Here is a 12,414-nt window from a genome sequence, read left to right on the forward strand (position 1 = left end):
CCAACACCAAGGGGGATGTATGTCGGCAATGGAGCGTTTGTTCAAACTGATGGCGGAGAAAAAGGCCTCCGACATCTACATCAGTCCGCACGCCCCCATCCTCATCCGCATCAACGGACATGCGGTGGCCGTGAACCGGCAGGTCTTGACGCCGGATGAACCCTTCCGTCTGCTGGCCGAAGCCGTGGGGCATGAGCGGGCGGCCGAAGTCACGCGAACCGGCGAACTCAATATCGGTCTGCCGCGGCCTGGCCTGGGCAGCTATCGGATCAGCGCGTTCCGCCAGCGCGGCAGTGTGGCGATGGTGGTGCGCTACATTCCCGGCGAAATTCCGGCGCTGGAGTCGCTGAATCTGCCTGGAGTTCTGGCCGATCTGGTGATGGAAAAGCACGGCTTGCTGCTCATGGTGGGCTCCACGGGGGCGGGCAAGAGCACGACGCTTGCGGCGATGATCGACTATCGCAATGCCAACAAGACCGGCCACATTCTTACGCTGGAAGAACCCATCGAATACCTGTTCTCCAACCGCAAGTCGATTGTCAATCAGCGCGAGGTCGGCATCGATACCGAGTCGCTCGCGGTCGGACTGAAGAACGCGCTGCGTCAGGCACCTGATTGCATCATGATCGGTGAGATCCGCGATCAGGCGACCATGAGTGCGGCGCTGCAGTATTCCCTGTCGGGCCATCTCTGCCTGGCTACGCTGCACGCCAACAACAGCTATCAGGCGCTCAACCGCATCGTCGGTTTCTATCCGATGGATCAACGGGCCGCGCTGTTCAACGACATGGCCTCGGGTCTTCGGGGTATCGTCTCGCAGCGGCTGCTGCGCGCGAGCGCCGGCGGGCTGACGCCTGCGGTGGAAATCATGCTCAACACCCAGCTCGTGCGCGAGTTGATCGAGAAGGGCGACTTCTCTGGCGTCAAGGAGGCGATGGAGAAATCCATGGCCGAAGGCTCTCAGACTTTCGAGCAGGCGCTGGCCACCATGGTGATCGACGGCGTGGTCAGTCGTGAAGAAGCGCTGGCCTACGCCGATTCGCCGACCAATCTGCTCTGGCGCCTGGAGAACGACGCCACCCTGCGCAAACAGGCCGCGCCCGCCGAGGCCATCGAAGACGATACGCCCTCATTCACCGAAATCACCCTCGACCTGGACTCGCCGCGCTGAAGGCGCTGTTCAGGCGCTCCCCCTTTACGCATGTCTCCCACTCAAACCCTGGTCCACGACCTGATTTCCCGCCACTCCATCACGCCACTGGACGGGGGCTGCCAGCGCGTGCTGCGCGACCGCCTGGACGCGCTGGGCTTCGTCTGCGAAACCGTGGAAAGCGGGCCGGCCGACTTTCGCGTGACCAATCTCTGGGCCCTGCGCCCGGGCTCGCAGCCCGATGCCGAGGTACTCGTGTTCGCCGGTCACACCGACGTGGTGCCCACCGGGCCGCTGGAACAGTGGCAGAGCCCGCCGTTCACCCCGACGGTGCGCGACGGCAGGCTGTACGGCCGCGGCGCCGCGGACATGAAGACCTCTCTGGCGGCGATGGTGGTTGCGGTGGAGGAGTTTCTGGCCGCGCATCCCCAGCCGAACCATGCCATCGCCTTTCTGCTCACCAGTGACGAGGAAGGTCCGGCGCGGGATGGCACGGTCAAGGTGTGCGAGCTGCTGGCTGCGCGCGGCCAGCGTCTGGACTGGTGCATCGTGGGCGAGCCCACCTCCACGTCGGCACTGGGCGATGTGATCAAGAACGGGCGGCGTGGTTCGCTCTCCGGCCGGCTCACGGTTCGCGGCGTGCAAGGACACATCGCCTATCCGCATCTGGCCCGCAACCCCATTCATCTTGCCGCGCCTGCGCTGGCCGAGCTCGCGGCCCTGCGCTGGGACGAGGGCAATGCCCACTTCCCGCCGACTTCCTGGCAAATGTCCAACATCCATGCGGGCACCGGGGCGACCAATGTCATTCCGGGCGAGCTGGTGGTGGATTTCAACTTCCGTTTCTCCACCGAATCCACGCCCGATCAGCTCAAGCGGGAGGTCCACGCCACACTCGACCGCCATGCGCTTGATTACACCCTCGACTGGACCTTGGGCGGCGAGCCCTTCCTGACGGCGCCCGGCGCGCTCTCTTCCGCGCTTCAGACGGCCATCCGCTCCGAGACCGGTCTGGAGGCCGAGCTGTCCACCACCGGGGGAACGTCCGATGGCCGGTTCATCGCCAAGATCTGCCCTCAGGTCGTCGAGTTCGGCCCGGTGAACGCCAGCATTCACAAGATCGACGAATGGGTCGAGGTGGACGCGATCGATCCGCTCAAGAACATCTACCGCCGCACCCTCGAGGCCTTGGTGGCATGACGCTGCCCGCGGAACCGACAACGCTGATGTCGTCTGCTCGAACCCTGGGCGCAGCCTGGGCGCTGTCGGCACAGGCTCTCAAAGCCGCGAATCTCGACTACGGGCATGGCTGTGCCAGCGCCGAAGACGAGGCCGCCTGGCTGGTGCTGCATGTGGCCGGCCTTGCCGCCACCGAAGCACCGTCGTTTGCCGAGCACGCCGAGCAGGCGCTGAGCCCGGAGCAGGCGCAGCGGGTGCACGCGCTGACGGTTCAGCGCATGACGACTCGGCAGCCCATGGCCTACGTGCTCGGGGAGGCGTGGCTGGTGGGGCTGCGTTTCGCGGTCGACCCGCGCGTCATCGTCCCGCGTTCCTTCATTGCCGAATTGCTCGACGAGGGCGCGCTCGACCCCTGGCTGATGGAGCCGCCCCGCCGCGTGCTCGATATGTGCTGCGGCTCGGGTTGTCTGGCCATCCTGGCCGCACTGGCCTGGGAGGAGGCCGAGGTCGACGCGGCCGATCTCTCGCCGGACGCCTTGGCCGTCGCCGAGATCAACCGGCGGCACTACGCGCTGCAGACGCGCCTGCACCTCCTCGCCTCCGATCTCTGGGACGCGTTTGCGCCCTCTCAGGTCTACGACCTGGTGCTGTGCAACCCGCCCTATGTGCCCACCGCCAGCATGCAGACCTTGCCCGAGGAATACCGGCACGAGCCGTCGCTGGCGCTCGCGGGCGGCGCCGACGGCATGGATCTGGTGCGGCGCTTTCTGCAGAGGTCGCCTGCCCATCTGTCCGATCATGGCGTCGTGGTGCTGGAAGTCGGTAACGAGCGTGCGGCCTTCGAGGCGACATTCCCGTCGCTGCCCGCGATCTGGCTGGAGACCGAACTGCATGCCGAAGGCGTCTGCGTGCTGCTGGCGCACGACCTGCGCGAAGCGTTCGTCGCATGATCCGGCTGACCGATATTGTTTTGCGCCGCGGCATCCAGGTGGTGCTCGACCAGGCCAGCCTGACCCTGCACCCAGGTGACAAGGTTGGCCTGGTCGGCGTGAACGGAGCCGGGAAGTCGTCGTTGTTCGCCCTCTTGCTCGGCGATTTGCACGAAGACGCTGGCGGGCTGGACAAACCCGCGCACTGGCGTCTGGCCACCGTGGCACAGGATGTGCCCGATTCCGAGGACACGGCCGTCGACTTCGTGCTGCACGGCGATCTGGCGTTGCAAGCGGCGCAGCAGGCCGTGCAGGCCGCGATGCAGGCGCCCGAGCACGACGAGGCGGCGGGCCATGCCCTGGCCGAAGCGCAGCATGCCTTCGAGCTGGCGGACGGTTACACCGCCCGCTCCCGTGCCGAAGCCTTGCTGCTCGGGCTGGGTTTCAGCGTGGCCGAGCTGCGCAAGCCGGTGATGCATTTTTCTGGTGGCTGGCGCATGCGACTGGCGCTGGCCCAGGCGCTGTTCGCCCCCAGCGACTGTCTGCTGCTCGACGAGCCGACCAATCACCTCGACCTGGATGCCCTGGTCTGGCTGGAGCAATGGCTGGCGCGCTATCCCGGCCTGTTGCTGGTCATTTCACACGACCGCGAATTTCTCGATGCGGTGTGCCGCGTGACCGTGCACCTGGACGGTGGCAAGCTCACCCGCTACGGCGGCAACTACACCCTGTTCGAAGAGCAGCGGGCCGAGAAACTTCTGCAGCAGCAGGCCGCGTTTTCCCGTCAGCAGCAGGACATTGCGCGGCTGACGCGCTTTGTCGAGCGGTTCCGGGCCAAGGCGACCAAGGCGCGGCAGGCCCAGAGCCGGATGAAGGCCCTGGAGCGCATGGAGCGGCTGGCGCCGGTCTATCTGAGCGGCGCGCTGCGTATCGAGATGCTCGAGCCCGTGAGCTTGCCGCAGCAGTTGCTTACCTTGAGCGAGGCCGATTGCGGCTACGGCGAGCCTCCCGTGCTGCGCGGCGTGGCGCGCGAGATCACCGGCGGGCAGCGCATCGGCATCCTCGGCGCGAACGGGCAGGGCAAGTCCACGCTGGTGAAAACACTGGCCGGCGTGCTGGCCCTGCGTGCGGGGCAGCGCCGGGAAGGCAAGGGGCTGGTGATCGGCTACTTCGCGCAGCAGGAAGTGGACGTGCTGCGACTGGACGAGACGCCGCTGCAGCACATGCAGCGGCTGGCACGCGACATCGCGCCCCATACGTCCGAGCAGGAATGGCGCAACTGGCTCGGCCGCTATCAGTTCGACGGCGACATGATGACGCGGGCCTGCGGCAGTTTTTCCGGCGGGGAAAAGGCGCGTCTGGCCCTGGCCCTGGTGATCTGGCGGCGCCCCAATCTCTTGCTGCTGGACGAACCCACCAACCACCTCGACCTGCCCACCCGCGAAGCGCTCGCCATGGCCTTGCAGGATTTCGCCGGAACGGTGCTGCTGGTCTCGCACGATCGCGCCCTGCTGCGCGCCACCTGCGACGCGTTCTGGCTGGTCGCGGATGGGCAGGTCCAAGACTTCGACGGCAGTCTCGATGACTACCAACAGTGGGCGCTGGCGCGCACCTCGCAGCGCCAGAGCGCGGCGCAGGACAAGCCGCCATCGCCCGAGGGCCCTGGAGAGCCGCTTGCCAGCGTCGATCGCAAGGAAGCGCGCCGCCAGCAGGCGGAGCAGCGGCAGCAGCGTGCGCAGCAGCTCAAGCCGATCAAGGCTGAGTTCTCGCGCGTGGAGCTGGAGTTGCATCGGCTCGAAGCGGAGCGCGCCGATCTGGAGGCGGCGCTGGCGCATCCCGACACGCCCGCCGCGGATCGGGTGGAACAGTCCAGGCGCCACCATGCGCTGGCCGAGCGCATCGCCCCCCTGGAAGAACGCTGGCTCGAACTCGGAGCGCAGTTGGAAGCGCTGCAGTCCGCCTGAGCAAGCGGCTGCATCTGCCCGGCAGGAACGTCGCAAAAATTGATCCATGCCGATAGGTGGATCTGTTTATCCGAGTAGATTGCTCGACTTTCCTTTCCCTTCTTCTTACTCACTCCGCGCGGCCGCCCGCGCGGGCGCGACCGGAGCCCTCATGAAACAAACCCTGCTGCAGGAAAAGTACCCCGTCTATGTCGCCGAAATCCCGAAGGCCGAGACGCGTCACGCCACGGTCGACGATGTGATCGCCTATTTCAAGGACAAGATCGCCGCCAACCCCAAGGTGAAGTTCATCGGCGTGTTCGATCACTACGCGCACACGACGCAGATCGGCGGCACCATCGCCCCGGAGATCAAGGCGGCCGCCGAGGTGATCTTTTGCTTCGGCATCGCCTTGCCCAACCCTCTGGTGCTGGCCGTGCGTCCCCGCTCCATCGGCATTGCAGACCTCGGCGACAAGTTCGTCATCACCTTTCTCGAAGCGCCCATGGCCCCGGCAAACGAGGCCATGGAAGCCTGGACCAAGGGCCTGCGAAACGCCGACTGAGGCTTTCGTCGAAAGGTCATGCCGCGACCATAGGTGCGGCATTCCCAGGTGAGCCCGGTCTCAGGAGGGCCGCCGAGCCACCCGCCACAGCAGCAAGGCAAAGCAGCTCGCGGCGACCGCGAGGCCGGTGGTGTTGCCCATCCAGAATCCTGCCGCGCCCTGCAAGGCGGGCGGGGTGATGCCCAGGCTGTTGAAGCCCATGACATAGCCTCCCCCCAGCCCGATGCCCCAAAGCGAGAGGGCATACAGCACGCTGGGCAGCACGGCAACGTGATACGAACGAAGGATGAAGGCGCTGGTGGACTGCACCGCGTCGAACACCTGATAAAGCGCGATGAACAGGAACAGGTGATGGGCGACCGCCTGCACCTGCGCATCGGCGGTGTACCAGGAGATGATGCGGCCTCGCTCGAGCCAGACCGTCAGGCCCAGACCGATGGAGAGCAGCGCCGCGGCGCCCACGCCGCTCCAGGCCGTATGTCGTGCCGCGCGGGTGTGACCGGCGCCGAGGTGCTGTGCCACCACCGAGCCGGTGGCGATGGAAATGGAGAGCGGCAGCATGTAGAGCACCGTGGCGAAATTGGCGGTGATCTGATGGGCCGCCAGCACCGTGTCGCCCAGCCTTGCGATGAACAGCGCCATGAACGTGAAGGCGGACACCTCGACCAGCAGACTCAGACCGATGGGGCCGCCCAGCCGCAACAGATGGGCCTGCGCCGACCCGTCCGGCCAGTCCCAGCGCGAGAGCGCGGCATAGGGGCGCAGCGCGGCGCTGTAGCGGTGCTGCAGCACTGCGACGGCCAGCAGGCCATATTGCGTGAGCACGGTTGCCAAGGCGCAGCCTTCGGCGCCCATTGGCGTCATGCCGTGCAGGCCAAAGCGATCGGGCAGCAGGAACACCGCGTTGAGCAGAAGCTTGAGTCCGAGTCCGCCGATCTGCAGGGCGGCCGTGAGCAGGGGCCGCGAAATCGCCTGGCTGAGTGCCGCATGCACACGAAACGCCAGAGCGGCCGGCAATCCCAGCGCGAGAAGGGCCAGGTAGCGATCGACCGTGGCATCCCTGGCCTGTCCGGTCAATGCCAGCAGGGGCTGAGGCCAGAGCAGAACGGCCACGCCCAAGGCGCAAAGTCCCGCGGCAAGCCACAGTCCCTGGCGGAAGCTGGCGCCCACGGCATCGGGATGGCCCGCGCCGAAGCCGCGTCCAAGGGTGGGCAGCAGTGACTGGGTGACCCCCGAAAGCGACACGAACAAGGTGATGTAGATCGCCTGGCCGACCGACAGGGTGGCGAGGCTGGACGTCGAGGCGTAATGGCCCAGCATCACCGTGTCGGCCACGCCGAAGCCGATGACCGCAAGCTGTCCGATGAGCACGCTCACGGCCAGACGCAACAGATCGCGCAGGGAACGCACGGCAAACGTCCTTCAGCTCAGGGCGAAAGCCGTTGATACAGGTAGAAGGTCGCGCCACGGTCCCCCGGACGACCACCCTGCCAGATCAGCCGCCACTCGGAGGCGGCCAGCGGGGCGCGTGTTCCCAGCGCGTAGGGGCACACGGCGTCCTGCGAGCGCGAGAAATCCAGTCCGCTCCAATAGCCGATCAAGGCCTGGCTCGTGAGGTCGATGCCCACAGACTGCAGGCACGGTCTGCCCACCTGCATGGACAAGGCGCTGGCGCTGCGGACGGTGTGCGCCAAGGCTCGCCCGACATTGCGGTAGGTACTCGCATAGTTCAGAACCGGCATCCAGAGACTGCCGACCAGCACCCAGGCCAGGGTGACGCCGCTTGCCGAGAGCACCATGCCCTTCCAAAGGGGGTGGCGATGACGCCCGGTTCGCCAAAGCACCACGGCACCCCAGGCCAGGGTGGCCACCAGCGAGAGGGAGAGGGCGATGGGGTCCAGGCTGAAGTGAAAACCCGGCGCCAGCCGCGCGATATTCGCCGCAGGCTTGGCTGGCCAGCCGACAAACAGGGCCAGCCACATCACCCACACGACCAGGGCCAGCAGGCTGTAGAACAGCACCGCGAACCAGTCGATGGCAGCCAGGCCTGCGCGGCGCATGACCGGCAGGGCAAACCCGGAAAGAAGGGCCAGCGGGGGTAGGGCCAGCAGAAAGACCTTGTCGTTGTTGCCCAAGGCCAGCGCGCTCAGCAAGGCCAGCAAGGCCAGCGCCCACGCCGTTCGCAGGTGCCAGGCCAGCAGGGATTCGCGCCAGCGCCACAAGGCCCAGGCCGCCAGGGGCCAGGCGGGCCAGGTGAACCAAAGTCCGATGCGGAAGAAGTCGCCCAGGGTTGCCAGATCGGGCCACGCTCCGTGCATGGACCATCCGAGGCGGGACTCGGCCCACAAACCTGCAATCATGCCCACGGCCAGCGCCAGTGCGACCGCCCAGCTCCTGCCGACGAGCAGACTCTCCCACAACAGCATGACCAGTGCGACGGCCAGAAGCAGAGCAAACCAGCCTGCTGCCGTCAACGCCAGGCACAGCAAACCGGCCGCGATCCAGCCCGCCGCCTTCCAGGGCTTGCGCGGAAGCAAGGACACGCCCAACAACACGGCGCTGACGGCGGCGAGCTGGACGACCTGGGTCGATGCCTCATGGCCCCGTCCCAGCAGGCCCAGTGTGGCCAGCAAGGTGAGCAGCACGCCATCGGCGATGGCGCGTGCATAGTCGTTCGGGTCGATGGGGGAACCAAATGCGGGTCGCACAGGCTGGGCGTCGTCGTGGCGGGCGAAATGAAAGGCGGCGTACCACGTCAGGCTCATGCTGGCAGCCAGCGCCAGCATGAACGGCACCCGCGAGGCGAGGATGGGACCTAGCCAGCCTCCGAGGGTTTGGATCGATCCGGCGCCAAGCCAGTGGGCGAGCCACCCTCCGCTGATCGCGTGGCCGTACAGGACAGGGTGCCACCAGGACGTTGCACCCTGGGCCATCTGCCACATCACCGCAAAGCTCAGTCCGTCGGTGCGCCAGGGGTCGCGTCCCAGAAATCCGGGCAGGATGTACGCCGCACAGAGCAGCAGCAGCAGCGGACGAGGCAGTTTTCCTACGGCGCCCGGTTGCAGCGCTGGGCGCGCCGCGGGTCTGCGGGTCTGTCCGTGAGAAAACGGCGAGCTCATGGCGTATCAGGTCAAGGAAGGATGAAAACAACAACGGGCAGCCTAGCTGCCCGTTGTTGGAGGTGGCTTCGGGGTTGCGAACAACCCCTTGGCGAGGCAGGCGCTCAGGCCTTGCCTGCCGCCTTGGCGAATTTCTGACGGAACTTCTCGACGCGGCCGCCCAGTGTATCCACGCTCTTTTGCTGCCCGGTGTAGAAGGGGTGCGATTCGGCGCTGGTTTCAACCTTGTACAGCGGCACTTCACGGCCGTCGTCGAGCTTGACGGTTTCGCGGGTCTGCGCGGTGGACGAGATGAGGATCTTCGAGCCGGTCGACAGGTCGAGGAAGCAGACTTCGCGGTATTGGGGGTGGATTCCTGATTTCATGGGGGTTCCTAGATCAAACGCTAGCCGCCGACAGGTCTGAAAGGTGCGCTGTCGGTACTTGGCAAAACACGGTATTGTCGCAGATTTTGCGTTGGGCTCAACCGCCTCGACGCATCAGATCGAAGAATTCGGCGTTGTTCTTGGTCTGTTTCATCTTGTCGAGCAAGAACTCCATGGCCTGAATCTCGTCCATCGGATAGAGCAGCTTGCGCAGAATCCAGGACTTCTGCAGGATTTCCGGCTTGAGCAACAGTTCTTCGCGGCGCGTGCCCGAGCGGTTGATGAGCATGGCTGGGTACACGCGCTTCTCCGACAGGCGGCGATCCAGATGGATTTCCATGTTGCCGGTGCCTTTGAACTCTTCGTAGATGACTTCGTCCATGCGGCTGCCCGTATCGACCAGCGCGGTGCCGATGATGGTCAGCGACCCACCCTCTTCGATATTGCGCGCAGCGCCGAAAAATCGCTTGGGGCGCTGCAGCGCATTGGCATCCACACCGCCCGTGAGAATTTTGCCCGAGGTCGGCACGACGGTGTTGTAGGCCCGAGCCAGGCGGGTGATGGAGTCGAGCAGGATGACCACGTCCTTTTTCAGTTCGACCAGACGCTTGGCCTTCTCGATCACCATTTCGGCGACCTGCACATGTCGCACGGCGGGTTCGTCAAAGGTGGAACTGACGACCTCGCCACGGACCGAGCGCTGCATCTCGGTCACCTCTTCCGGACGCTCGTCGATCAGCAGCACGATGAGCACCACTTCAGGGTGGTTGGACGTGATGGCATGAGCCAGCGCTTGCAGCATCACGGTCTTGCCGCTCTTGGGGGGAGCGACCAGCAGGCCGCGCTGGCCCTTGCCGATCGGGGCGATGATGTCAATTACCCGGCCGATGATGTTTTCCTCGCCCTTGATGTCGCGTTCCAGACGCAGATGTTCCGTGGGGAACAGCGGCGTGAGGTTCTCGAACATGATCTTGTTCTTGTTCTCCTCAGGGGTCACGCCGTTGACGCGATCCACCTTGACCAGCGCGAAGTAGCGCTCGCCGTCCTTGGGGACCCGTACTTCGCCTTCGATCGAGTCGCCGGTATGCAGGTTGAAGCGGCGGATCTGACTCGGCGAAATGTAGATGTCGTCGGGCGATGCCATGTAACTGGATTCGGGCGCGCGCAAAAAGCCGAAACCGTCGGGCAGGACTTCCATGCAACCGTCGCCGAAGACCTGCTCGCCATTGCGGGCCACGCGCTTGAGGATGGCAAACATCAATTCCTGCTTGCGCAGTCGGCTTGCGTTCTCGATCTCCAGGGACTGCGCCATTTCGAGCAGTTTGGAGACGTGCGTCGCTTTGAGTTCGGACAGATGCATGGTGAAAACTCGGGAGGGGAGGCTGCGCCGGACATCGTCGTCAGACGGTGCGTGCCTCAGTTGGGCACGAAGTTGCGGCCAATGGAACCGTGAAGGTGGGACGGGGCCGTGGACTGGGTATCACGGCGGCTGATACGGCCTGGAACGGCTGTTCAGTCAAAAAGTATTGCGCGGTGTGGTGACCACGCAATACCGGAAATTATAGATGCGCGTCGACGAAGGCCGTCAATTGGGATTTGGAGGCGGCGCCAACCTTGTTGCCTGCGAGCTCGCCGTTCTTGAACAGCAGCAGCGTCGGAATGCCGCGAATGCCGAACTTGGCGGGAATGGAGCGGTTCTCGTCGACGTTCACTTTCATGATCGCCAGCTTGCCTTGGTACTCGCTGGCCATCTCGTCCAGCGTGGGCGCGATCATGCGGCACGGGCCACACCACTCGGCCCAGAAATCCACCAGAACGGGAACGCCGGACTTCAGCACATCCTGCTCGAAATTGGCGTCATTGGTGTGTTTGATCAGTTCGCTAGCCATGGTCACCTCGATAGAAAGATTTGATGGGGATTTTGACACAAGTTGCCACTGTGGCGCTGACCGTACCCAATGGATCCAGCATCAGAGTCGGGGCAAGAACCTGGAGATTGCCGATGATCAACCAAGCTGTGACGCAGCAGGTGGGCAATCAGGAGATGTGAGGGTGACGAGCCGTTCCCCCGGCACTCACGGTAAACGGCTGTGGCTGCTCCGTTCCCGGCCTGACCAAGTTCACCGCGCCGCGATGCGAGGCGGCCCGTCAGCGCGCATTCTAGATCGAATCGAGCAGTCCGTCGTCGCGACAGGGAGGGCGGCGCGCAGCGCGACTTCAGCGTCGTAACGGAAGCAGTTGCTTGAACCAGCCATAGCCGCTCACCAGAACGATGCCGGGCAGGATCAACAAGGTACCGGTCAGAAAGCCGGGCTGGATGGTCTCCTGCAACAGCCACGCGCCGAGCATGACGCCGAACAGCGGTGTCATGAAGGACAGCACGCCCAGGCGCGAGGCCAGGTAATGGCGCAGCAGCCAGAACCAGGCCAGAAAGCTCGCGAAGGACACGATCACGGTCTGGAAGAACAGGCCTGCCAGGGTAAGAGGCGTGGGATGAAACGTGGTTTGACCAAACAGGAAAGCAGCGGGCAGCAGCAGCACAAAGGCGCCGAGGAGTTGATAAAGCAGCGTCTGCGCGGCAGGCAGGGTTGAGAGACGGGTGGTGCGCACGATGACTGTGGTGGCACCCCATGCGATGCCGGCCAGAAGGGCCAGCGCATCACCGATCAGCGCCGAAGCGTGGGCATTCGCCGCACGGTGCTCGCCGCTGAGAAAGGCCACGGCGATACCGCAGAAGGCCAGGACGATGCCCACCCACTGCAGCGCAGCCAGTCGCTCGGAGGGGAGCTTCCAGTGCAGTCCCAGCGCAGCGAAGACCGGCGCGGTGTAGAGAAAGACCACGAGGTGGGCTGCCGAGGTGTAGCGCAGGCTTTCGCTCACGAAGAGAAACTCGCTGGCAAAGAGGGCGCCAACGATCAAGCCTTGCCGCCACGGGCCCGTGGGAAGCACGGCTTGACCGCGCGCGCGCATCAACAGACCTACCAGCAAGGCTGCCCCGCCGGAGCGCAGGGCGATCTGCAGCATGGGCGAGATGTCCTGCGCGGTGGCCTTGAGCTCAATCTGCTGCAGGCTCCAGACGAGACAGAGCAGAAGCATGAGGCCGATGGCCAGAGGATCGAGGGGCTTGCGCGTTTCCAAGCGAGGACGTGAGGCGCTCGCGGCGC

Annotated in this window: 11 protein-coding genes and 1 other RNA gene; 5 read left to right on the plus strand and 7 right to left on the minus strand. The window is 65.1% G+C overall.

Annotation, left to right across the window (positions count from 1 at the left end; translation table 11 throughout):
* The first annotated feature begins 19 nt into the window (after positions 1–19).
* From BVH73_RS13530 to BVH73_RS13550, 5 genes are all read left to right on the plus strand, one after another.
* Positions 20–1,171, plus strand: a complete 1,152-nt coding sequence (locus BVH73_RS13530) for a PilT/PilU family type 4a pilus ATPase (RefSeq protein WP_079419479.1) — start codon at positions 20–22, stop codon at positions 1,169–1,171.
* Positions 1,172–1,201: 30 nt separating this feature from the next.
* A complete protein-coding gene (gene dapE, locus BVH73_RS13535) occupies positions 1,202–2,350 on the plus strand; it encodes a succinyl-diaminopimelate desuccinylase (RefSeq protein WP_079419481.1) in 1,149 nt (382 codons plus the stop codon).
* A 26-nt stretch (positions 2,351–2,376) separates the two neighbouring features.
* Entirely contained in the window at positions 2,377–3,279 is a 903-nt protein-coding gene (gene prmB, locus BVH73_RS13540) for a 50S ribosomal protein L3 N(5)-glutamine methyltransferase (RefSeq protein WP_245800349.1), read from the plus strand.
* The gene (locus BVH73_RS13545; protein WP_079419485.1) at positions 3,276–5,222 is read left to right on the plus strand and encodes an ABC-F family ATP-binding cassette domain-containing protein; all 1,947 of its coding nucleotides are present in this window, start codon (positions 3,276–3,278) and stop codon (positions 5,220–5,222) included. Before prmB ends, BVH73_RS13545 begins: the two co-directional genes overlap by 4 nt.
* Positions 5,223–5,373: 151 nt before the next feature.
* Entirely contained in the window at positions 5,374–5,766 is a 393-nt protein-coding gene (locus BVH73_RS13550; protein ID WP_079419487.1) for a DUF6858 family protein, read from the plus strand.
* Between the two features lie 60 nt (positions 5,767–5,826).
* Here the strand turns inward: BVH73_RS13550 and BVH73_RS13555 are convergent, their stop codons facing one another.
* The 7 genes from BVH73_RS13555 to BVH73_RS13585 all read right to left on the minus strand — a co-directional run bounded on the left by BVH73_RS13555 (position 5,827) and on the right by BVH73_RS13585 (position 12,388).
* Complete coding sequence (locus BVH73_RS13555; protein ID WP_079419489.1) at positions 5,827–7,176, minus strand: MATE family efflux transporter; 1,350 nt, start codon at positions 7,174–7,176, stop codon at positions 5,827–5,829.
* A 17-nt stretch (positions 7,177–7,193) separates the two neighbouring features.
* Positions 7,194–8,885, minus strand: a complete 1,692-nt coding sequence (locus tag BVH73_RS13560) for a hypothetical protein (protein ID WP_079419491.1) — start codon at positions 8,883–8,885, stop codon at positions 7,194–7,196.
* A gap of 104 nt (positions 8,886–8,989) precedes the next feature.
* Positions 8,990–9,250, minus strand: a complete 261-nt coding sequence (locus tag BVH73_RS13565; RefSeq protein ID WP_079419493.1) for a type B 50S ribosomal protein L31 — start codon at positions 9,248–9,250, stop codon at positions 8,990–8,992.
* A 97-nt stretch (positions 9,251–9,347) separates the two neighbouring features.
* Positions 9,348–10,610, minus strand: a complete 1,263-nt coding sequence (rho, locus tag BVH73_RS13570; RefSeq protein ID WP_079419495.1) for a transcription termination factor Rho — start codon at positions 10,608–10,610, stop codon at positions 9,348–9,350.
* 199 nt (positions 10,611–10,809) lie between these two features.
* On the minus strand, positions 10,810–11,139 hold the full coding sequence (gene trxA, locus BVH73_RS13575; protein ID WP_079419497.1) for a thioredoxin TrxA: 330 nt from the start codon (positions 11,137–11,139) through the stop codon (positions 10,810–10,812).
* Between the two features lie 162 nt (positions 11,140–11,301).
* Positions 11,302–11,400: signal recognition particle sRNA small type (gene ffs / locus BVH73_RS13580), an RNA gene on the minus strand.
* A gap of 67 nt (positions 11,401–11,467) precedes the next feature.
* The gene (locus tag BVH73_RS13585; RefSeq protein WP_079419499.1) at positions 11,468–12,388 is read right to left on the minus strand and encodes a DMT family transporter; all 921 of its coding nucleotides are present in this window, start codon (positions 12,386–12,388) and stop codon (positions 11,468–11,470) included.
* Between the last annotated feature and the right edge of the window lie 26 nt (positions 12,389–12,414).

The organism is Thiomonas intermedia (genome assembly GCF_002028405.1).
Classification (GTDB): Bacteria; Pseudomonadota; Gammaproteobacteria; order Burkholderiales; family Burkholderiaceae_C; genus Thiomonas; species Thiomonas intermedia.

Excerpts from the sequence above, each read along its gene's own strand:
- BVH73_RS13530 (WP_079419479.1), top strand. The coding sequence starts at position 20 with ATGTCGGCAATGGAGCGTTTGTTCAAACTGATGGCGGAGAAAAAGGCC.
- dapE (WP_079419481.1), top strand. The coding sequence starts at position 1,202 with ATGTCTCCCACTCAAACCCTGGTCCACGACCTGATTTCCCGCCACTCC.
- prmB (WP_245800349.1), top strand. The coding sequence starts at position 2,377 with ATGTCGTCTGCTCGAACCCTGGGCGCAGCCTGGGCGCTGTCGGCACAG.
- BVH73_RS13545 (WP_079419485.1), top strand. The coding sequence starts at position 3,276 with ATGATCCGGCTGACCGATATTGTTTTGCGCCGCGGCATCCAGGTGGTG.
- BVH73_RS13550 (WP_079419487.1), top strand. The coding sequence starts at position 5,374 with ATGAAACAAACCCTGCTGCAGGAAAAGTACCCCGTCTATGTCGCCGAA.
- BVH73_RS13560 (WP_079419491.1), bottom strand. The coding sequence starts at position 8,885 with ATGAGCTCGCCGTTTTCTCACGGACAGACCCGCAGACCCGCGGCGCGC.
- BVH73_RS13565 (WP_079419493.1), bottom strand. The coding sequence starts at position 9,250 with ATGAAATCAGGAATCCACCCCCAATACCGCGAAGTCTGCTTCCTCGAC.
- rho (WP_079419495.1), bottom strand. The coding sequence starts at position 10,610 with ATGCATCTGTCCGAACTCAAAGCGACGCACGTCTCCAAACTGCTCGAA.
- trxA (WP_079419497.1), bottom strand. The coding sequence starts at position 11,139 with ATGGCTAGCGAACTGATCAAACACACCAATGACGCCAATTTCGAGCAG.